The following is a 23,598-nucleotide window of genomic DNA, read 5'->3' as shown; positions in this document are numbered from 1 at the left end:
AAATTCTATACCTTCTGATAGTATAAAAAAAGCAACAGCCCGTCTTTTACTAAAGAAGTGGACTGTTGCTTTATTTTTTACGACCTGACGGTCCCAATATCGATGTGCCGTTTTGCAATCCATTCATATCATCTGCCTTTAAGAATAGATAAAGATTCTCTCATTAATTTAACGCATCCCTCAGAAAATTCAATCTTCTTTTCGCATTCTCTTTAACAATAATATCAACACCACTATCTATGTTTTTTTCAACCTTTTCATCCTTTATAGCTTTTGCTGCAGCTTCTACACTTAAATACCCCATATCGTAGGGATTCTGAGAAACTGAACCTGGTATTGTTCCATCCTCAATTAACTCTAGCATTTTTGTTATTCCATCCGCTCCAGTTACTGGCATACTTAGTCCATGATTTTTTAGAACCTCTTGTACACTTAAGGCTACGATGTCCGTTACAGCCATTACCCCTTTAAGGTCAGGATGGTCTTGCAGGACTTCCTCCATTCCCTTTTTTACTAGCTGCTTTTCATCTTGAGAAACACCAGCACTTTTTGTTACAACATCAATGCCTGCTTCTTTTAAGCTCTGTTTAGCCCCTTGTATTCGCTCACTTATTAATCTTACTCCGTCTTCTTCCCCAAATACAGCTACTTTATCCCCGGGTTGTAACTGGGAAGCTAATAATTGTCCAGCTCTTCGTCCTAGCTCTAAATTATCGGTACCAATATAAGATGTCTTATTCTTCCAAGGGTCATCAGTGTCTATTAACAAAGTTGGAACACCTTTTTCAACAAACTTATTTAAAATCGGAATAACCTCGTCTGGTACAATAGGAGAAACAATTAAGACATCCGGAAGTTCCTTTAACTTACCTTCCAATAATAAGATCTGTTCCTCTGTAGTCCCATATTCTGGAGCAATGACTTCACCCTCTATTCCAAAATCTTGAAAGCCCCTTTCACTACCAGCTTTAATGATTTTCCAATATTCTGTGTCTAATTCTTTTAGAACCACAACAACCTTTGGCTTTTCATCTCCAAATGTTTTGGATACTATACCTACAGTCCCTAAAGTAATGAAACTTAAAATGATAAGGATAATTTTACTTTTTTGAGTCAATAATATCTCCCCTCCTAACTTTTAAAATATTATAGGGATAATGTCTATTATCATGAAAATAAGTTCTCTACATACTTTATCAAACACGATTTAGACAGCTTGTCCTTTGATCTAATCATTCACTTTAAAATGAATAGAAAACGTAGTCCCTCCGTCACCTGTTTGTATATTTATATCAGCATTATGACGTTCTGCAACACTATAACAAATAGCTAACCCCAAGCCTGTACCATTTTCTTTTGTTGTGAAAAATGGAGTTCCTATTTTCTCTAGTACTTCCGGGCTGATTCCCACACCTTGATCTCTAATTTCCAAGATTACCTCACCTTTTTTTTCAAAGGTTTTTATTGTGAGCTTGCCCCCTGAATCCATTGCATCAAGACCATTTAAAGCTATATTTAATATCATTTGCCTAATTTCCTTTTGATCGATGAAAATATCACTGCAATTATTTAATTCTAAGATAATGAGCTTACTAGAGCGCAATGCTTCGGCCTGGATTAAAGGAGATAAAGCATATATTATTTTATTTATACTTTGCTTCTTTTTAAGACTAACCTTATTTTTAGCGAGATTTAGAAATTCAGTAATAATTGTATTAGCCCTATTTAGTTCCTCAAGCATTAAATCAAGAATTTCATTTGAAAAGCCGCTGCTATTTTTCGTTAATTGTAAAAACCCATGGACTGTGGTCATTGGATTTCGGATTTCATGAGCAATACCTGCAGCCATTTCCCCTATTAAATTTAATCGATCTAATCGATACATTTCCTTTTCTAAGTGAAGCCTTTCTGTTATATCTGTTATAACAATAAGTGTACAAGGTTCACCTTGAATCTCGATCATTTCCGTTGACATCAATCCATTACGAATATCACCATTTTTTGTCTTGTAACATATTTTTTCGTTTCTGAATGTTAACTCTAGATCAATTTGATTCTTTTCTGAATCAACTACATAATCCAAACCTTTGGTTTTCTTCAACTCGTCAAGAGCATAGCCTGTGAACATCAACCAGTTTGGATTAACATCAAGAATCGACCTATATTTCAACGAGTAAATAGCCATTAAACAAGGGCTAGATTCAAAAATCTTCCTGAACCTATCTTGGGAAAGATATAAATCATCTGCTATCTTTTTTCGTTCTTTGATTTCTTTTTCTAACTCTTCATTAGCCTTTATAAGTTCTAATGTACGTTTTTCTACCATATTTTCCATATAATTAAACTTTTGCTCTTTCATTTTTTCTATTTGCTTTCTCTCCGTTACATCACGAATAGTACAAACAAATATCCGCTGGTTTTCCACTATTGTTTTCCCAATTTGAATATCAGCAGGAAAGGAACGGTTATCCTTACGCAACGCATCTACCTCTATTACTTTTCCCACAGAGTGTTTTATGGAAGAAAGCTTCGTCTTGATAGACTCATCTTCAGTCTGAAAAAGCATCATTGTATTTTTCCCCAGCAATTCATCAGGGGAATACCCAAACATATTCCTTACAGCTGGATTTACCGATAAAATAGATCCATCCTCATCAAATGTAATAATTGTGTCTAGTATTGTTTCACCTATTACTTTTGATAACGCCTCAGATCTTTGTAAATTAATTTTCACCTGGTCTAATCTGTTATGAACTTCATTAATTTTAGCCTTCTGTTTTCTTTCACTTTCAACTATTTCTTCTTCATGTTTTTGATGAAGCTGTACAAATTGTTCAATCTTTTGTCTTAGAGTTTCTGGATGGAAAGGCTTAAAAATATAATCAATAGCACCGACCGAATAGCCTTGTTTTACATGCTCTACTTCTTGACTTATTGCTGTGATAAAAATAATCGGTATATTTCTTGTTTTCTCCCTTGATTTAATAAGTTTTGCAGTTTCAAAACCATTTAACCCAGGCATTTGAACATCTAATAAGATAACAGCAAAATCCTGTTTCAACATATACTTTAACGCCTCTTTACCTGAGGTTGCACTGACTAAATGATAGTTTGAAGATGACAGTACAGCTTCCAATGCTAGCAAATTCTCAGGATGATCATCAACCATTAAAATATTAACCTTTTTACTAGATTTATTATTTGTATTTTCGGTACAGTTTTTGCGGTCCATCAAATTCTCGGTAACAGTTCTCATAACTTGTAAATTTAATCCCCTCTCTTTTACCTAAACCAAGAAATCCCGATACGCTCAGGCTATCATAAATTAGTTTATGGACATCATTTTGAAGACGCTTATTAAAATAAATTAGGACATTTCGACAAATAATAATATCAAACTCGTTAAATGAATGATCCGTTACTAAATTATGCTGTGCAAACACAACATTTTTAAGAAGAAAGGGGTGGAAATAGACCTGATCATCAACTGCCTTATAGTATTCAGAAAATGAGCTCTTTCCACCTGCTTCAAAGTAATTTTTTGTATAGAGTTGCATTCCATCTATTGAAAAAATGCCGTTTTTGGCTTTTTCTAAAACATGAGCATTTATATCTGTAGCAAAAATCCTCGTCTTATCATAAAGTCCTTCCTCATGTAACAAGATTGCCATTGAATAAACTTCCTCACCGGAAGAGCACCCCACATGCCAGATTCGTATTTTAGGGAAATTCTTTACAATCGGGATTACATTTTTTCGAAAACTGTAAAAAAATTGGGGATCTCTAAACATTTCTGTTACATTGATCGAAAAATCCGAAATTAAATCTTCCATCACCTTTTTATCCCGCAGTACACTTTCTTGTAATGCAGATATGCTACTCAAACTTTCTTTTTTCACACGTTGAGCGATTCTCCTTTGAATAAAGGGAAAGGCATAGTTCCTGAAATCATAACCACAATAACGAAAAACAGCTTCTAATAGTAAATCTATTTCTATCTTCTCTACCTCATCAACTAGTAAGTGATTTTGTATTCTACCTGAAATCTCCTACCCCTCCTTGCTGTACAACCAAACATGCATTAACGAGAATAGCTGATCTAAGTTAATTGGCTTGCTAATATAATCCGTTGCTCCAGCCTCTAGGCATTGCTCTCTACTATGTTTCATCGCCTTTGCTGTTAATGCAATGATTGGTATATGGTTAAATCTTTGTATTTTCCTGATCTCTCTTATCGCCTGAAACCCATCCATCTCCGGCATCATAATGTCCATAAGAACCAAATCCACATCCGGGTTATGAAGCAGCTCTTCAATTCCTTCTTTTCCATTTTCCGCAATAACAATATCCAGCTCATATTTTTCAAGTGCTACCGTTAACGCATATACATTTCGAATATCGTCATCAACGATAAGAATTTTTTTACCTTTAAGTAATGATTTCCCCTTTTCCTTTATATGACGATCCATATCCCCGCTCTCGTTGTTATTTACATCCAATGAGTAGTTTTCCTCACGTGTCACTGCTGCTTCTTCTACCGAGCGAAGATCAATGATTGTGTTTTTCTGTTCATCAAGAGGCAGGTATAATGTGAAGGTACTACCCTTACCTTTCTTACTCTTCACCTCTAAAAATCCGCCCAATAAGTAAGCTATATTCTTACTAATTGAAAGTCCAAGTCCAGTACCGCCATATTGCCTGCTCGTTGTCCCATCCGCTTGTTTAAACGCCTCAAATATTGCTTCTTGTTTTTCTTCATCAATACCAATACCAGTATCGGTGACAGAAAATGCAATCATTGTTGTCACTTGGTTACTTTTTATCCTTTCCTTATATACCTTTTGAACTGATAATAAAACACTTCCGTGCTCAGTAAATTTAAACGCATTTGATAGAAGGTTTTTAAGTATTTGCTGTAACCTTTGTTCATCTGTCAAAAGAGTTTCTGGTAAATCAGCTTGTAACTCAATTGTAAATTCTACGTCTTTTTGACGGGAAATTGGGGAGAATTGCCCAATAATAAATTCTTTTACTGCTTGCAAATTAACCTCCTTTTGTATTACCTCTAACTTTCCAGATTCGACTTTTGCTAAATCTAAAATATCGTTAATGAGTTGCAATAAATCATTACCTGAAGAGAAAATCGTACGAACATACTCTTGTTGTTTAAGAGTAAGGTTACCCTCACTATTTTCTGATAAGATTTTCGCTAAAATTAATAAACTATTAAGCGGTGTTCTTAATTCGTGGGACATATTTGCCAAAAATTCAGTTTTATATTGAGAGCTTATCTCTAGTTGTTGCGCTTTTTCCTCGAGTGCCTCTCGAATCCTTTCAACCTCTTGTTTCTTCTGCTCAGAAGTTTCATACTGTTCCTCAAGCTTTTCATTTGTTGTTCTTAATTCTTCTTGTTGTACCTGTAATTCCTCAGATTGTGCTTGGAGTTCTTCTGTTAGCGCTTGTGATTCTTGTAACAATTGTTCTACTTTCATTCTGTTCATAATACTATTAATTGTAATTCCTATATTATTGCTCACTTCTTCTAAAAGCTTAATATGAGAGCTATTAAGGACATCAAATGAGGCAACCTCTATAACAGCTAGTACACTACCTTCAAATTGCACAGGCACGATCATGATATTTTTGGGTGTTCCCCTTCCCAAACCAGAATGTACATTTATATAATGACCTGGAATATTCTTCATTAAAATTGGTCTCTTTTCAGCTGCACTTTGCCCAACTAGCCCATCTCCAAAACGAAAATATTCAAATTTATTATTTTCATCTACCAAAGCATATGAAGCCATTCTCTTTAAAATCGGGTCACCTTTTTTCACTTCCTTAACATAAAAAACACCCAAACTTCCACCTACCATAGGGACAATCGTTGTTATCAACCTTTCTGATAACATTTTGATATTTTCAACTTCAGGATACATCGTCGCTATTTCGGCAACTTTAGTTTTAAGCCAGCTATTTTCCTCAGCTTCTTCCTTTAATTTCTTTTCAAGCTTACTATGATTCTCTAAGGCAATTGCCATTTTATTAAACGCAAGAGCTATTTCTCCTATTTCCCCTTTTTGATTAATCTCAATTCTAGGTAAATGATCAAAATGACTGTTTGCAGCACTTTTCATCACTGACGTAACATGATTTAGATTATTAGTCATCCGTTTGATAATCCATATCGTGTATCCTACTCCAATAAGTAAGCCAATTGCTAAAAATATATAAATATTTTTAACAGCCCAATTATATGTATCTCTTGATCTTAAAAGTTCATTTTTCATTTCTTGTTCCTGCAGTCCTTGAAGAAGTTCCGCAATCTGAATCATTCTTTTTCTAGTAAGCTCTGCTTCATTCCATAGAGATGTAATAACTTTCGTATCACTATTAAGTTTTTGTAATGATAAAAGCTGCTGAACACTAAGTAAATAAGACTCATGTAATGTTTTATACTTTATAATTAGTTCTTTGGACTTTTCTTGAGGGTCTTTTTTTTCAAGTTCCTCTAACGACTGCTTTAAGTTCGTCTGTGACTCTTCCCAAGCATTAAGTACTTCTCTATTTCTTGCGGAAGATTGATTAATTGCAGTAAGTTCCCTTACATGTCTACCAATATTAGCGGTCTCGTACTTTATATTTGTAGCCAAATTCACTCTATTACTTAAATCATTTACAACCACATTCATATTAACTGTTGAATGCTCAAGCATGCCCATTAGTATCACAACAATGAGTGAAATTAGTAGTAGTAATGAGCCTATACTCATATATAGCTTCGTTTTAAACTTCATGTGACCTCCGATATGATTAGAAAAATAGAATTTTAATTATTCAGATAACTCACCTTACACCCTTACATATTTTGTTATATCATACTTTATATAATGAAATTTCGTCTAGTGAATCTTAAGAAATTATTATATTATAGATAATATTTTCTATTCATAGATTTATATAAAGCTTTTATTCAAGTCAAAATATATAGCTCATGTTCCTTAGATCAGCGGTGTTGACGCCCCGCTTCTTTCAGATCCGTGTCGCCATTTGCCCCCTTGAGCAATTAGATCTGCGCGCACATAAATAAATACCCCCTTCACAAACTTTAGTAAGGGGGGTACTATCTTCTATTAAACTCCCTGACGCTTCCAATGTCGATGTGCAGAAATGGCTTTTAATAATTCCTTTGCAAACCAATCCATATCATCTGCCATCACAACTCCAGCATCATCACCAATATGATTCACTTCCAGCCACTTTTTCCCTTCATGTGTGGCACCAATCGCCTTATAGTGAGAAAATGCTTCAAATATAAAATGTGCTGCCTGTACATTGAATGTTTTGCTTTTGCGGCTTCCTCTTACCATATAAACAGCTTCAAATAGAACTGACTTAGTTGTTAAGAAAGTATGATCAGCTTCAAATTCAATTCCGCCTGTACCTTTTACTTTGCCAAGCTGTTCACTGATGATTTCAATCTGAATACCCCGGGCTTTTAAGCGATCTAATACATATTTGACATCTGGTCCATGAAACCCGTTTGTTAGGATTACAGCCAGTTTTAAAGTGTCTGGTTTTTTCCTTGTATTTAATTGACTCAGAGCAGGTGAGGACTTCGTGATTGGTGATCCCCCGCCTTTAGGTGGCTGCACTCCGATATATTCAGCAAATGCTCTTGCTAGTTCAAGACTAACATTCGCAAACATATCCACAACCTGCTGCCTAACCGAAAGACTTTTCACTTTACCAAGCTCAAATCTAAATGCATCAATAATATGTTCTTTCTCTGGTTTACTCATACTATTCCAGAAAAGGGTTGCTTGAGAGAAGTGGTCCTTAAAACTATCACTTCTTGCACGGATTTTACGTCCTTCCACTTTTTCTTGATAATGAGCAAAACCACCTTCCGCTGGACTAGCAGGTGACGGAGTATTCCCTGCTAATGAATTTCTATGGTAGCTTACCTTTCCGACATTGATTGTTTGGCGATGGTAACCATCTCGCTGATTATTATGAAAAGGACATACTGGCCTATTAATCGGGATTTCATGGAAGTTAGGTCCACCTAGGCGGATAAGCTGTGTATCAGTATAAGAAAATAACCGCCCTTGTAGTAATGGATCATTTGTAAAGTCAATTCCCGGTACAATATGGCCTGGATGAAAAGCTACTTGTTCTGTTTCAGCAAACACATTATCAACATTGCGATTCAAGATCATTTTTCCAATAATTTGTACTGGAACATCTTCCTCAGGCCAAATTTTAGTCGAATCTAGAATATCAAACCCAAACTTAAATTCATCTTCTTCACCAATAATTTGAACACCTAATTCAAATTCAGGATAATTGCCTTTCTCGATATTCTCCCATAAATCACGGCGGTGGAAGTCAGGGTCTTCCCCGGCTATTTTTTGCGCTTCATCCCATACAAGCGAGTGTACTCCCAACTTTGGCTTCCAATGGAATTTTACGAAATGAGCTTTCCCCCTTTCATTTACAAAACGGAAGGTATGTACACCAAACCCTTCCATCATTCGGAAGCTCTTTGGTATGGCGCGATCCGACATTAGCCACATCACCATATGAGCTGACTCCTGGTTATTCGCTACAAAATCCCAGAATGTATCATGAGCCGATGAGGCTTGAGGAATTTCATTGTCTGGCTCGGGCTTTATCGCATGTACCAAATCAGGAAATTTGATTGCGTCTTGAATGAAAAAAACCGGAATATTATTTCCAACTAAATCATAGTTTCCTTCTTCGGTATAAAATTTTGTCGCAAACCCACGAACATCCCGAACCGTCTCAGCAGACCCACGTGAACCAACCACTGTTGAAAACCGAACAAACACAGGTGTTTTTATAGTTGGATCCTGTAAAAACTTTGCCTTCGTATATTTTTTCATCGATTCATACACATGAAACTCACCATGTGCAGCAAAACCTCGTGCATGAACAACCCTCTCTGGAATTCGCTCATGATCAAAGTGTGTCATTTTTTCACGGAAATGAAAATCCTCCATTAACGTAGGCCCGCGTTCACCAGCTTTTAAGGAAAACTCATCCTCAGACATCTTCAGCCCTTGATTAGTTGTTAGTTTCTTGCCTTTATCATCAACTCTAAACAGCTCTAATTGTTCATCTTTTTTGTTACCTTTACTATTACGATGATCATTCAACGTCCCAATGCCCCCTTTCGTTACATAGTATGATTAGCTTTTAGGGGTTATTCGATCGGATTGGGTATAATTACAGTTAATGGAACAACAACTATTTCTCGGAATGGAGATTTATTATCTATTTTTGGGTTGATATTTACGATTACAGGAACTTATTGTCGATTGCAAAAACATATTTACGTTATTAAGCAACTTATTTTCGATTAGACAAATTCCAGCAATTCTCTACATATATTTTATATTTTAAAATCACGGAGAATAATAAAAAAGGGAATCAACCGAATAATTAAGGTTTGATTCCCTTCATTAGCTTTGTCACATCAATCTTAAAAACTTCAATACTTCTTGTCTTCGTCTACAAATCCATCCAGTCCTTGTCTTTCCAATTCATCTACGACAATTCTAGCTAATTCTGTTGCACCTTTGCGGTTTAGATGTAATGTATCAGGCATAAAGTGCTCACCGGTAGCTTCTGTTCCAATAGAGGTGAAATAAGCCGAACTCAAAACATTAAGATCGACCAACGGAACATTTTCCTCTTGTGCCAAAGCAACTGTATAATGACGATACCATCTGTCTTCTGAATAATGTATGCCTTGTTCATTAAAATCAAGTGCCTTTCCCTGAGGAGCAGATAGAATAACCGTTGCTCCTTTTGCCTTTACCTGCTGAACCATATCCCTCATAATCTCTTTAAATTGTTCAGGTGTGGTATTATTTTTCTCTGCGGTATCATTAATGCCAAATTGGAGGATAAAATAATCACCTGGTTTGATATATTTTAGTATAGCTTCTAATTGTCCGTCGTCTCTAAAACCTCTTGCAAACTGTCCGCCTGTAGCCATATTGCGAATTTGAAATTCTTCCTGATCAACAAACTCAGGAAACAGCTGTCCCCAGCCTGCCTGGACACTTGAATCTAAAGGATAATAGTTACAAACGGTAGAGTCGCCTCCAATATAAATTGTTCTATTTGTTTCTGGATGGCGTGAGAGTTTTTTAATCTCCAGAGCACTTAATGTAAAAGCAGTTCCAACTTTTCCTTCTGTCACAAGCAGGTTTAATTGACCATCGGTGATAGGTATTTGGAAAGTATCTGCAGCTCCATTCCCCGTCATATTCATCACCTGGAAAACCCCTTCTGCAGCAATGCTGGCTCTTGCTATATTTCCCAATGTTACTTTTACTTCATATAAGCCATCCGGCAGATCCACATTGAAGGTATTTTCACTTTTAGTGCCAAATTCAAGAAACCGAACCGCATCACTTGCTTCACCTGTTCCTGATGCCGGAACATTCACCATATTCTCAGGAGAGTTAAAACCATAACGTTTCTTTTCGTCATATTTATCAGACGCACTAACACCAATAAACCCTTTTTCAACCTCACCATCACCAAAATCAAACTTGTAATCGCTTGGTTCTGCGTATACAGGTTGACCCCATCCGGTAAATAAGGCTGCGATCAATAACAGCATGCTTAATGATTTCAACAAAATCCCCTTTTCCATCTTGTCCTCCTTAAGATCTTTCTTTACAGCTTTATTCTCAATTTGTAAATGTTATCGTTTCATATTTCTAAGAAACAATTCCGTCGAAAAGAGCAAGTTAATAGGTAAAGGCTAGTGCCAGGAAACATCACCTTTTGGCACAGCCTCTATTTGATAAAACTTAATCATTCGAAAACAATTATTCTAATATAATATCGAAAGAGGAGATTGTACGATTACCCACATCTACTCTTATGTGATATTTACCTGCAGACATTGACTTGGTGCTGAGGTTGAAAATATATTGATTTTCAGTAGAGTCATATCTGAATAGATTTTCTTGTTCAGCAGAACTTGCCGATTCTCCATTAGCGCCTTCTATATAAATCTTTGCAGTTGCTCCTGTTAGATAGTTGCCATCTTCATCCATCAACTGAAATTTAACTGGGAGTGTTCTACCCGCGTTATAGGTAGTCGTTTCATCTGTTTTAATAGGCGAAAGGATTCCGCTGGTATCAATAGTTTCACTTGCTGCTACAATCGGTAAATTAGATTCCCCCTCATTGTTTACAGATGTTACCTTATAATAAGATGTACCAATAGGTGCAGTACTATCAGTGAACTCTGGGATTGCAGAAGTCCCAATCTTTGTATATTCACCATTTGGTGTTGATGAACGATAAATATTGTAGTTTTCTACACCTAATACAGGAATCCAACTTACATTAATATCAGCATCATTATTTACATCTGCCTTTATTCCTGCAGGGATAAGGTTTTTAATTGTTAAATCATATCGACGTGAATCATATCTGCTAAAATTGTAGTTTCTGAAGTCCGGCATTCGGGTTTCACCTGTAATATGTTCCTTTAAGTTACTTGTACCGTTTGAATAAATAGATACTGTAAGATCACCTGTCAGATTATAAACAATAAGCTCGTCTCTAGAATCTCCAGCCATGTCTGCTACCATTACTTGCTCTTTTGAATCCGTATGTTCATTAAAGGTAACAATAGGATTAAAATAACCATCGTAAAGCTTTGGTACAACTCCATCTGGATTGTCCGCATCTTTACCTCTTCTGTATGCAGTAATAAGCGGTGTATAGCTTCCCGTCCAGTTATCAAGAGGACGTACTATACTTCCCCAATCTCCCATAGCACGCTGTTCATGGTACAAAGTCCTGCCTTCTGAGGTGAAAAGAAACATCCCATCCTGACCAGGGTTTCCTCTGTTAACTCTATCCAGTCCTGCAAGCTCTAAGCCAGGTGAGTCTATGCGATAATTACCTACAAGTATCTGTTGCGGCTCTACTGTATCACCATTTCTGAATAGCTGATTACCATTTACATCGAATGCAAAAGTATCAGAACCTCCCAGAATGATTTCATATTCTCCATCATTATTAATATCTGCTACCCAGTGGGTATCTACATGATCCGGTAAATCTTTTCTCCATAACTCCTTGCCATCGTGAGAAATTAAAGAATAGTTGTTTACTAATTCATCTCTTCCATCTCCGTCAAAATCAAAAGGCAGCAAACTATGTCCAGTGTCTCCCGGATAGTACCATAGTTGATTAAACTCCTTGTCCATAGCCCAGATTTTTGAATATCTATCCTTCAATAGAATGTCTTGAGGAGTTTCGTTCCCTGAGAAATTGGCGATAAAAATGGAATCGTGTGCTCTTTGATCTGGAAGTTTATGCTTCTTCTCAATCTCACCGGTTTTACCGTCGAAAATGTAAAAATACTTTTCTGTATCTTCTCCCAGCTTCATAACGGCAAGCACTTCATTTTCACCATCTGCATCAATATCATAAACCTGAACTGGCTCATCTGCTCCGCTAGTTGTAACTCTCGGATCTACAGTTCCTTGTGACCACAATAAGTTTCCTTCAATATCATATGCCGCTAAATGGCCAACATAACGAGGGTTATAAGCATCACGGCTTTCATAGGCTGGCTGTACCATTAAAATATCATGGCGGCCATCTCCATTCATATCTCCAATACGCATTCTATTTCCAGTGCCTGCTGCACTTATATCTATCTTACTTATCAAGTTTGGGAAAGACCATTCTGTCATTCCTAACACCTCAGCAGACTGTTCGCCTTCTCCTTTGCCATTTACTGATGAAATCTTGTACAAATAAGTGGAATCGCTTTCAATATTTTCATCAACAAAATCCGCCGTTTGTGAGTTACCAATTAGTTTAAAATTCTTATATCCCAATCTAGCTCTATAAATATTATAACTTTCAGCCCCATCTACTTCGTTCCATTTTAAAGAAATAGAGGTTTGTGTTACAGAAGGAATTTCAATTCCGCTAGGAGCTGATAGACTTGTATGTACTTCTTCAGCATATACATTTACAGGTTCTTTTAATGGAATAAATTCAGACACCATTGATAATGTTAAAGCAGCAGCTAGTAAAGCTTTAGATTTTTTAAACATGTTTTTCCCCCTGACAAAATTAGGACTTTGTTAAAAAGTGAGGCAATATGAACAGAAAATAATACTTTTAGAAAATAATATATTTGTAAGATCCTAGTTCCATTTCAGGTATTATCTTCAAGGAAAATGTTCATAGGCTGTATTTCAATAATTTCTATTGAAGAAAAATACACAGGGAGTTTATCCTGAGTCATAAGTAGCACCCTTACGAACCTCTATACCTGATTCTGCAAAGTATGGATGTTGAGTGATTCAATACACTGTAATTTTTTTAAATGAAAATGGTTTTGGTGATCTCTGTAGATAGTTGGTGTGGGTTCATTTGAAGAGGTATCTGGGCCAAAGATATTACTACTGCTAGATCATTGATCATGATCACCGGATACAAAATAATCAAAAGTCTCTAGAAAGTTTCTTAAACAATATAAGGGAAGAGTTTGTCCATCGCTACACCTCACTTTCAAGTAATCCTTTACATCGTACCTCTGAAAACAACTCTTCACAAGAAACTTTCTTCCTTTTTTTCAAATTAAAACCATTTTAATTGTAAATGTTTACATTTTTCTTTTTTCGGATAATATTAAAGCCCCAACCTTACAATAAGATAACAATGATTAAGAAGGATATGATGACTGAGGGAAATATATTGGTTGTACACTTTACACATTAGTTGGCATCCATTACGGAAAAAATTAACATATACTGGCTGCCGTTACTACCAAGCAGCCAGTTGAGCTAATACTTTTTGATATTATCATTAGTTACAATTGCGAATTTATCGTTTTTCAAGTCTTTCTTTATGAAAACCCTTCACAATTAACCAGGCTGCCAAACTCATCTCATAAACGCCCACAGGTAGAGCAATTAGTCCTTTTGCTGTTGAGAAAGGTTCAATCATACCAAACATATCTAGTAAACCGGCTATGAATACTGAAACAGCCGTAATCATCCCAAATAGTGCTAACGATTTGGGCACTAAACCTGTTCTAAGAAGTAAATAACTATACATGAGTGTATTTAAGCCAAGCATAAGATTTGGACCTAATATAGAAGTCCACCGATGAACAGCTTGCAACATTAAACCTATAGGTAGAAGATTTTCTTCTCCTATTAAATTGCCAGCGTCATAATACATACTAAGATGTAATAAACTTAATATACCTACTATGCCAATTGAAATAAAAACAGCTTCCATAAATCGAAAACAAAGGTACCCTAATGCAATATGTTCATTCCAACGGCGAAGATATGGAAACAACATAACAGCTGTCCCAATTGCTGTCACGACAAGTAAAAAATCATTTATAACACCGACCAAAACCTTTGTTTGAAATCCATTTGCCACAGCCAAATACCATTGTTCTGACAATACCGTCTGATAAAAGAAAACAGCTATAATGGATGTAACTGCAGCTGCTATATATAAAAAACCTATGATCATTCCATTCATTCTGTCCTGTGTCATTATTTTTACCTCCTTGATATCATTACCCATGTTATACTAGTTACGAGTTTCATAAATACACTTATTATAAGGAGTTATTATGGACCATTACGATGTAATCGAGAATGCTTTGATCTATATAGAAAACAATATACATCACCCTTTATCATTGGAGTCAGTTGCTGGTAACTTTAGCATGTCAAAATACTATTTCCATAGACTTTTTTCTGCCATGATGGGTTGTTCATTAAACAATTACATCCTTTCCAGAAGATTAAATGCCTCACTAAATTTAATTCAGAACGATAACTTTTCTTTAACAGATATTGCTTATCAGCTAAACTTTGGAACTCCATCATCATTTACCCGTGCGTTCAAACGACAATATGGTATAGCTCCAAGCTCTCTTAGAGTTAAGGATAAGACCATACCTCAAGTACCAATACCTTCAATCGTTAAAAGACCTATTAAAAACATAAATGGTGATATCGTCACCGATTTTACGTTAAGCGAATTCGAAACAATCAGGGTTAGCGGGATAGCCTTTGAGGTAGATCTTGCAACAGATGATTACAAGAAGAAGATCCGCTCTCACTCGAAAATGCTATTAAATAGCATTGATGAAACAATTAGTGGCCCATGCTATGTCATCTATTCAGACTGTCAACCAGATTCAACCAGATTCAAGGTTCTTTTCGGAATTCCACATGATTTACAGATAGATAAACCTTTTTATTTCACCGTCGATATACCGCAACTGTTCTGTGCCAAGTTCAAATATTTTGGTGATTTACTTGACATAGGAGATGTCTTAATAACAGATTTTGCAAGATTTTTAAAAATATCAAAACAGGAATCAGAGAATTCACATATCGAACTTATTCAGGTTTTTGATAATATTCACAACCTTGATTCAGCCTACAACATCTATACACCTATCAAAAAACTCCCTATTGATTCAGATTTTTAAAGTAATCACTACTCATTTTTCTCCTTTCTAATTAATTAAGTTAGTTTGAATAACTATAAGATATCAAAATAAAGCTGGTGAAACTTTCCAAATCTTGCTGTATTTTAAGTTTTTTTAGAAAAGTATTCAATATTATCAAAATTACACATATTTTATAAATATTCTGTTTTTTGACAACTTACAGCCCCGAAATATATTATATTAGTAGAACATTAGGAGGTTGTAAGATGTCAGATTTAAATAAACAGAAAATTGTGGAAAGCGTCCCCCAAAAAGGATTTTTTGGACATCCTAAAGGATTATTCACTCTTTTCTTCACAGAATTCTGGGAACGTTTTTCTTATTATGGAATGCGGGCTATTCTCGTTTACTATATGTACTATGAAGTGTCAAAAGGCGGATTAGGACTGGATGAGAATACCGCTTTAGCGATTATGTCTATTTATGGGGCACTCGTTTATATGTCGGGAATTATAGGCGGTTGGCTTGCTGACCGGATATTCGGGACATCCAAGGCTATTTTTTATGGCGGAATATTCATTATGCTTGGACACATTGCACTAGCAATACCTGGAAACTTATCTATGTTCTTTATTTCCATGGTACTAATCGTGCTTGGTACAGGTTTGCTAAAGCCTAATGTTTCGAGTGTTGTTGGTGATATTTACAGCGAGGGCGATCATCGCCGTGATGCAGGCTTTAGTATCTTTTACATGGGTATTAACTTTGGAGCATTCCTGTCACCGTTAATTGTTGGAGAAGTTGGATTAAAGCATGACTTTCACTTAGGCTTTAGTATAGCGGCAATCGGTATGTTTTTCGGATTACTAGTATTTATTTTTACAAAAAAGAAAAATCTTGGCCTAGCTGGTACAGTTGTTCCAAACCCTCTGTCACCAACCGAAAAGAAAAAAGTTTTTTCTGCGATAGGCTTAAGTACTGTTCTATTAGCTATCGTCATTGCTATAACAATTCCAATGGGCATCCTTACAGTTGACACATTCATTGCCCTTATTGGTATTCTAGGGATTCTAATCCCAACAATCTACTTTATTGTTATGTACCGCAGTCCGAAAACAACAGAAACTGAGCGTTCTAGAATCATCGCTTATATTCCTTTATTTATCGCGGCTGTTATGTTCTGGGCGATCCAAGAACAAGGATCTACCATCCTTGCTCATTATGCCGATAAACGAACTGATTTAGAATTTTTAGGATTCACCATTTCACCTGCTTGGTTTCAATCATTAAACCCATTATTCATCATCATCTTAGCACCTGTATTTGCTGGTCTTTGGGTAAAGCTGGGAGACCGTCAGCCATCTGTTCCTCAAAAATTCTCACTTGGGTTACTTTTTGCTGGTTTATCCTTTATTGTCATTCTTGTACCAGGTTACTTTTCTGGTGAAGAAGCATTGGTTAGTCCAATATGGCTCGTACTAAGTTATTTAATTGTTGTACTTGGCGAGCTTTGTTTATCACCTGTAGGGCTATCAGCTACCACAAAATTAGCACCTAATGCCTTTTCGGCTCAGACGATGAGTTTATGGTTCCTATCAAGTGCTGCTGCTCAAGCAATAAATGCACAAATTGTAGGATTCTATACACCTGAAACTGAGAACCTTTACTTTGGTACGATTGGCGGAGTGGCAATCATTCTTGCGATAATCCTTTTCCTGCTCTCACCAAAGATTCAGGTCTTTATGAAAGGTGTAAGATAAGCACATATTGGTATAACTTTTCTGAGACCACAGAAAATACCTCTTAGGGTAATACCAAAAACTTAATAAAAAAGAAAATCCTCCTAAAAAAAGGGGGATTTTCTTATGCTTTCTTTTCACTTGTTCCTAAACTGTCATTTTCCAGCTCGTTAAAGCCAACCAGTTTTCTTTTTCCTTGTAGTCAGGCATTATTTTTCCAACAAGACGCCAGAAAGAGCGGTCATGATTGAGATGGACCATGTGACACATCTCGTGAACAACCACATAGTCAATGACCTCACGCGGGGCCATTGCCAGCCTCCAATTAAATGTTAATTGAAGTTTCGAATCACAGGTTCCCCATGTCTTTTTACTGTCTGAAATACGTATCGAACGTGGTTTTGTTTTGAAATGACTTTGATATGACGAAATACTTTTCTCCACCAACACCTTACACTGCTGGTAGTAAAATCGTTTTAATGCTTGTTTATATTTTTCTTCATTAAGCTGCTTCACATATACATACAGCTTTTCTCCTTCAAACACAACACGGTCTTGCTCTATATTTATATCTTGAATAATCTTAATGGGATAAGTTTTACCTAAATAAAGAAAGCTCTCATCATTCTTGTATAACTTGTTCTGCGGCCCATTTATCCTATCTTTTATTTTCTTTAATTTTTGCTGAATAAGATCCCAATTATCCTCTAAAACCTGAAACACTCTTTCATCAGGTGTTTTTTTCGGAGCCTGTACTTCAATTTCTCCATAGCTACCTATCGTTATCCCTATAGAGGTTCGGTTTTTGTACTTTATCTCAAATTGGATTGTCTTACCTAAGTATGTATGTACCATATCATCCCCTGTATCTGACAGCTAATCCTTTTAAGAAGTTTCTGGCGAATTTATCTCCACATTCCTTATAATTCTTATGACCTTCTTTTCTTAATAAGGCTCCAAGTTCTCCCTTTGTTACTGTTATTCCTGCATCTTCAAATATATCAAGCATATCCTCTGTAGTTAATGACAATGCTATTTTGACTTTCTTTAAAAGAAGATTATTAACGTGTTCACTATTCTTAGAAGCTGGTTCTGGTGTATTAGGCTGACCTTGTTTCGGCTCTTGTTTTCCTCTTTTCGAAATAATAAGGCCGTTTAAAAATGAATCTAACATACTGTTCGTGCATTTTATTTGATCTTCATTTTCATCTTCATCACTAGACTTTGTAAGTATCTGTATCACCTCTGGCACTGATACCTCCACACCGCCAAGTTTAAATATCTCTGCCATTTCTTTATTTTTTATTTCTAATGCGTATCTCAATCGAATTAAAATATCGTTATTATCCATCATTTGACCTCCTTTTTATAAGTAATACCTGTCACGTAAAGCAACAGGCATCTAATTTTCAATCATTTTAATTCAATCTTCGCAACTGCTTCACAATGTGTCGTATGCGGAAACATATCCACTGGCTGCACCTCAACCGTTTTATATCCACCTAACTCAAGCACCTGCAAATCCCTTGCTAACGTTCCGGGATTACAAGACACATAAACAACACGGTTAGGCTTCATGTCTAAAATCGTCTTCAGCAGTGCCTCATCACAGCCCTTACGAGGAGGATCAACAACAATCACATCTGCCTTATTCCCTTGTTTGTACCATTCAGGAATAACAACTTCGGCTTCACCAACAGCAAATTCAGCATTGGTGAAGCCATTCAATTCAGCGTTTCGTTTTGCATCCTCAATCGCTTCTGGAACGATTTCAACACCAAATACTTTCTTAGCTTTTTGAGCCAAAAACAACGAAATTGTGCCAATTCCACAGTAGGCGTCGATAACAGATTCTTCACCAGTGAGCCCAGCGTATTCTAGTGCTTTATCATAAAGGACCTTCGTTTGCTCTGGGTTTACTTGGTAAAAAGAGCGCGCTGAAATCGCAAATTTTACGTCACCGATTTTATCGTAAATATATTCTTCTCCCCATAGCACCTTTGTTTCCTCACCGAAAATAACATTCGTTCGTTTAGTATTAATGTTTTGCACAATTGATTTTACTTGTGGAAATTGATTATTTATTTTCTTTATAATGTCAGCCTTATGTGGAAAATCTGCCGTTCTTGTAATAAATACCAGCATTATTTCCTTTGTAACAAGGCCGTAGCGAACCATGATGTGACGAAGCCATCCTTTATGCTTTTCTTCGTTATATGCTCGGATACCGTAGCCTTCACATATTTTCTTTACAGCTTGGACAACCTCATCGTTTTCAGCTTGTTGAATGAGGCACCTTTCCATATCGATAATGTCGTGGCTTCTTTTTTGGTAAAAACCTGCTACAAGTCCTCCTTCACGTTCACCAACAGGGACCTGTGCTTTGTTTCGATAGTTCCAGGGATCTTTCATTCCTAAGGTCGAATGTACCTTTACCTTTGTTAAGTCAAGCCTTCCTATTCGTGTTAAGACCTGCTCTACTTGCTTTTTCTTGAAGTCGAGTTGGCCTTCATATCTAAGGTGTTGAAGCTGACAGCCGCCGCATTGTGAGTAGATGGGACAGGGAGCATCAATTCGGTTTTTGCTTTGTTCATAAAGCTCAATTAAACGTCCAAAGGCAAAGCCCTTTTTCACCTTGATGATCTTTATTTTTGCTCGTTCATCTGGCAAGGCGTTTTCTACAAAGATAGGGAAGCCATCTACTTTAGCTACGCCTGCGCCCTCATGTGTTAAATCCTCAAAGATAACATCATAATATTCATTTTTTAATACAGGTGCTTGAATTTTTGACATGTAGTTCTTCCTTTACGTACAATAATTTTCACTATTTTACCATAGTCTACTTTAAAGTTTGAAAAACTCGGCTTGTCTCCAAGTCCTAATGGCGAAAGCCCTGGTTTTTCTTATCCTATTATCCATAAAATTTTTCTCTCCGATAGTATAAAAAACCTGGCTATCTTCATATGCCAAGTTTCTTATTCTTCCATTTGTTTTACTTTTTCAGCTGACATAATCACTTCAATATGTTGGTACATATTCACAAACTCTCCGGGAAGCATACCACCGTATTCTCCATCTAAATTTAGCTGCATTTTATCTTTGTTGTGGACCTTTACACGGTTTGCTTTTGTATAAATAATATGCTCATCATTAATATGCTCGCCTCTTATAGCTAAACCGGCAATTCGAATGAATTCTGCTAGATTTGTTTTTTTCAAAATTAACAAATCAAACATACCATCGTCTAATCTTGAATCAGGTGCAAGCTTTTCAAAACCGCCAACGGAGTTTGTAAGAGAAACAAGGAACAGCATGATTTCTCCTTGATAAAGCTTACCATCATATTCAATCTCTACCTCAGCAGGGCGTATAGAAGGGAGCATTTCCATTCCTTTTAAATAATATGCTAGCTGACCGACCATCGTTTTCAGCTTGCTTGGCACCTCATATGTGAGCTCTGTAAGACGACCGCCGCCGGCAATATTAATAAAGTAATGATCATTCACTTTTCCAATATCTATCTTTTTCGGTTCACCCGCTAGGATTACATCGACTGCTTGAAGAACATTATTTAAAGGAATACCTATTGCTCGTGCAAAATCATTTGTTGTTCCAACAGGAATGACCGCGAGTGTTGGTCTGTTCTCTAGATCAGCCATGCCATTAACGACCTCATTGATCGTTCCATCTCCCCCTGCAGCAACAATCATATCAAATCCACGTTCACAAGCTGCCTTCGCTGCCTTTGTTGCATCTCCTTCACAAGTTGTGGCATGACAAGAGGTTTCATAGCCAGCTTGTTCAAATTTTTGCAAAACCTCTGGTAAATGCCTTTTAAAAAGTTCTCGGCCTGAGGTTGGATTATAAATAATTCTAGCCTTTTTCATATACATCATCCTATTATTAATGAAATAATATTCGTTTTATTTAAAATAAGTTATATCCTACTATCATTGTCTCCCATTTTCATGAGTGCAAAACATTTTAACCCAACTACCATTATCACCATGTTTTATAAAAAAAGTAAAGTTTTTCATTACATTTCCTCATTGCAAAGTATTATCCTGTTCGCATTTTTGTTACAATTATGAGCAAATCATAAGGAAAGCAGGTATACACATGGATGGTTTGGATGACCAATATATTAGACGAGTTCATCTTTTAAGAGAATTTGTTCCTTCTTTTCATCAATATCCCTTTGATCTGCCAAGTGTAAAATTTCTTGAAGAATTAACTCTTCATCCAAATGTTACGTTTCTAGTTGGAGAAAACGGAATGGGAAAATCCACATTATTAGAAGCAATCGCGATTGCAATTGGCTTTAATCCTGAAGGTGGTTCACTCAATTTTACATTTTCTACCTATGATTCACATTCAAACCTTGATCATTACATAAGACTAATTAAAGGCACTGTTAGACCTAAGGATGGATTTTTCTTAAGAGCTGAAAGCTTTTATAATGTTGCTTCGAATATCGAAGAATTAGATAAAGAGGATGGAGGTCCCCCAATCATCGATGGGTTCGGCGGAGTATCTTTACATGAACAATCACATGGCGAGTCCTTCTTTGCTACCTTTAAGAACCGATTTCGCGGACAAGGCATATATTTATTAGACGAACCTGAAGCAGCTCTTTCACCACTTAGGCAATTATCAATGTTATCTAGAATTGATGAGCTTGTTCACGAAAATTCACAATTTATTATTGCGACCCATTCACCGATTATTATGGCTTATCCTTCCGCAAAAATTTATGAACTAACAGAAGAAGGAATCCATGAAACAAAGCTTGAGGATACGAACCATTTCCGTTTAATGAAACAGTTCTTCGAGGACAAAGATCGTCTTATTTATCACTTATTAAATCATCGTTCTACCTAAAAGAGAGATCCACACCTATGTGCAGATCTCTCCTTTTTTTATCTTTTTTGTATTTCTTCCATCAATAGCTTGTTTACCATTGGTGGATTTGCTTGCCCTTTTGTTGCTTTCATAATTTGACCAACTAAGAAGCCAATTGCTTTTTGCTTACCATTTTTGAAGTCCTCGACAGATTGCGGGTTTGCATCAATTGCTTCGTTCACAAATTTACGTAATGTTTCATCATCAGAAATTTGAACTAGACCCTTTTCCTTTACAATCTTTTCCGGATCTCCTCCGTTTTCGATAAGCTCTTTGAATACTTGTTTCGCAATTTTTGATGAAATAGTTCCATTTTCAATGAGCTTAATCATACCAGCTAGACCTTCTGCAGTAAGGGCAACATCATTTAATTCTTTCCCTTCTGCATTTAAGTAAGCAGATACTTCACCCATAATCCAGTTTGATGCTTGTTTCGCTTCTGCCCCTGCTTCAAGAGTTGCTTCAAAGAAATCAGACATTTCTTTTGTCATTGTCAACACCTGTGCATCATACGCCGGTAAGCCAAGCTCTTCCATATAACGTTTACGACGTGCATCTGGAAGCTCAGGAATTGATGAACGAATTCTTTCCTTCCATTCCTCATCAATATAAAGCTCAACAAGGTCTGGTTCCGGGAAATAACGGTAATCATCAGAGCCTTCCTTTACACGCATCAAAATGGTCTTCTTTGTTGCTTCATCATAACGGCGAGTTTCTTGCTCAATGACACCACCAGAACGAAGAACTTTTTCCTGACGCTTTTCTTCATATTCTAATCCCTTTTGGACGAACGCAAAGGAGTTTAAATTCTTAAGCTCTGTTTTCGTACCGAACTCTTTTTGCCCTACAGGACGTAAAGAAATATTCGCGTCACATCGCAGTGACCCTTCTTCCATTTTGCAGTCAGAGACTTCAGTATATTGAATAATCGCTTTAAGCTTTTCTAAATAAGCATATGCTTCTTCAGGTGTACGAATATCTGGCTCAGACACGATCTCAATTAGAGGTGTCCCTTGACGATTTAAGTCAACTAAAGAGTAGCCATCATTTGAATGGATTAATTTCCCTGCATCCTCTTCCATATGAATACGTGTGATGCCAATACGCTTTGTTTCACCATTCACTTCAATATCAATCCAGCCATTTTCCCCAATTGGTTTATCAAATTGTGAGATTTGGTATGCTTTCGGATTATCAGGATAGAAGTAGTTTTTACGATCAAATTTCGTCTCAGTTGCAACTTCGCAGTTCAAGGCCATGCATGCCTTCATCGCAAAATCAACGACTTTTTTATTTAGTACAGGTAATACACCAGGGTAGCCTAGCTCAACCACTGTTGTATTCGTGTTCGGTTCTGCTCCAAAGTGGTTTGGTGCACTTGAAAAGATTTTCGAATCTGTTTTCAGCTCAACGTGGACCTCAAGTCCAATGACCGTTTCATATTCCATTGTT

General features: G+C 36.4%; 16 protein-coding genes. 3 read left to right on the top strand and 13 right to left on the bottom strand.

What is annotated here, in order from left to right:
* Positions 1–163 precede the first annotated feature (163 nt).
* The 8 genes from AC4GZ8_RS16200 to AC4GZ8_RS16165 form a co-directional block, all read right to left on the bottom strand.
* Positions 164–1,117, bottom strand: coding sequence for a sugar ABC transporter substrate-binding protein (locus AC4GZ8_RS16200; RefSeq protein ID WP_491082929.1), 954 nt, complete (start codon positions 1,115–1,117; stop codon positions 164–166).
* A gap of 111 nt (positions 1,118–1,228) precedes the next feature.
* Positions 1,229–3,256: a PAS domain S-box protein gene (locus AC4GZ8_RS16195; protein WP_491082928.1), complete on the bottom strand. Its 2,028-nt coding sequence runs from the start codon at positions 3,254–3,256 to the stop codon at positions 1,229–1,231.
* Positions 3,198–4,046, bottom strand: a complete 849-nt coding sequence (locus AC4GZ8_RS16190; protein ID WP_491083061.1) for a CheR family methyltransferase — start codon at positions 4,044–4,046, stop codon at positions 3,198–3,200. The genes AC4GZ8_RS16195 and AC4GZ8_RS16190 overlap by 59 nt, the downstream gene beginning before the upstream one ends.
* Positions 4,047–4,049: 3 nt before the next feature.
* Positions 4,050–6,797: an ATP-binding protein gene (locus tag AC4GZ8_RS16185; RefSeq protein ID WP_491082927.1), complete on the bottom strand. Its 2,748-nt coding sequence runs from the start codon at positions 6,795–6,797 to the stop codon at positions 4,050–4,052.
* Between the two features lie 336 nt (positions 6,798–7,133).
* A complete protein-coding gene (locus AC4GZ8_RS16180) occupies positions 7,134–9,182 on the bottom strand; it encodes a catalase (RefSeq protein WP_491082926.1) in 2,049 nt (682 codons plus the stop codon).
* Positions 9,183–9,517: 335 nt separating this feature from the next.
* Positions 9,518–10,660, bottom strand: coding sequence for a rhamnogalacturonan acetylesterase (locus AC4GZ8_RS16175; protein ID WP_491083060.1), 1,143 nt, complete (start codon positions 10,658–10,660; stop codon positions 9,518–9,520).
* Between the two features lie 211 nt (positions 10,661–10,871).
* Positions 10,872–13,130 carry a PxKF domain-containing protein gene (locus AC4GZ8_RS16170; RefSeq protein WP_491082925.1) on the bottom strand — a complete coding sequence of 753 codons (2,259 nt, stop codon included), beginning with the start codon at positions 13,128–13,130 and terminating at the stop codon, positions 10,872–10,874.
* A gap of 775 nt (positions 13,131–13,905) precedes the next feature.
* Positions 13,906–14,595 (bottom strand): DUF4386 domain-containing protein, encoded by a 690-nt coding sequence (locus AC4GZ8_RS16165; RefSeq protein WP_491082924.1) that lies wholly within the window; start codon positions 14,593–14,595, stop codon positions 13,906–13,908.
* 79 nt (positions 14,596–14,674) lie between these two features.
* On the opposite strand from AC4GZ8_RS16165, the gene AC4GZ8_RS16160 reads away from it, so the two are divergent.
* A complete protein-coding gene (locus AC4GZ8_RS16160; RefSeq protein WP_491082923.1) occupies positions 14,675–15,544 on the top strand; it encodes a helix-turn-helix transcriptional regulator in 870 nt (289 codons plus the stop codon).
* 227 nt (positions 15,545–15,771) lie between these two features.
* Complete coding sequence (locus tag AC4GZ8_RS16155; RefSeq protein ID WP_491082922.1) at positions 15,772–17,265, top strand: peptide MFS transporter; 1,494 nt, start codon at positions 15,772–15,774, stop codon at positions 17,263–17,265.
* 126 nt (positions 17,266–17,391) lie between these two features.
* On the opposite strand, the gene AC4GZ8_RS16150 is transcribed toward AC4GZ8_RS16155, so the two are convergent.
* The 4 genes from AC4GZ8_RS16150 to AC4GZ8_RS16135 form a co-directional block, all read right to left on the bottom strand.
* Entirely contained in the window at positions 17,392–18,099 is a 708-nt protein-coding gene (locus AC4GZ8_RS16150) for a M48 family metallopeptidase (protein ID WP_491082921.1), read from the bottom strand.
* Between the two features lies 1 nt (position 18,100).
* Positions 18,101–18,595, bottom strand: a complete 495-nt coding sequence (locus AC4GZ8_RS16145; RefSeq protein WP_491082920.1) for a YehS family protein — start codon at positions 18,593–18,595, stop codon at positions 18,101–18,103.
* A gap of 62 nt (positions 18,596–18,657) precedes the next feature.
* Entirely contained in the window at positions 18,658–20,037 is a 1,380-nt protein-coding gene (gene rlmD, locus AC4GZ8_RS16140; protein ID WP_491082919.1) for a 23S rRNA (uracil(1939)-C(5))-methyltransferase RlmD, read from the bottom strand.
* A 182-nt stretch (positions 20,038–20,219) separates the two neighbouring features.
* Positions 20,220–21,131, bottom strand: a complete 912-nt coding sequence (locus tag AC4GZ8_RS16135) for a diacylglycerol kinase (protein WP_491082918.1) — start codon at positions 21,129–21,131, stop codon at positions 20,220–20,222.
* 232 nt (positions 21,132–21,363) lie between these two features.
* Between AC4GZ8_RS16135 and AC4GZ8_RS16130 the strand changes: the two genes are divergently transcribed.
* The gene (locus AC4GZ8_RS16130) at positions 21,364–22,125 is read left to right on the top strand and encodes an AAA family ATPase (RefSeq protein ID WP_491082917.1); all 762 of its coding nucleotides are present in this window, start codon (positions 21,364–21,366) and stop codon (positions 22,123–22,125) included.
* 38 nt (positions 22,126–22,163) lie between these two features.
* Here the strand turns inward: AC4GZ8_RS16130 and gatB are convergent, their stop codons facing one another.
* Positions 22,164–23,594 (bottom strand): Asp-tRNA(Asn)/Glu-tRNA(Gln) amidotransferase subunit GatB, encoded by a 1,431-nt coding sequence (gene gatB / locus AC4GZ8_RS16125; protein ID WP_491082916.1) that lies wholly within the window; start codon positions 23,592–23,594, stop codon positions 22,164–22,166.
* Positions 23,595–23,598 lie beyond the last annotated feature (4 nt).

The sequence above is a fragment of the Metabacillus sp. RB-C-LZQ-3-1 genome (genome assembly GCF_058315175.1).
Note: the sequence above shows the minus strand (reverse complement) of the source record. Positions and strands in the feature narration are given on the sequence as shown.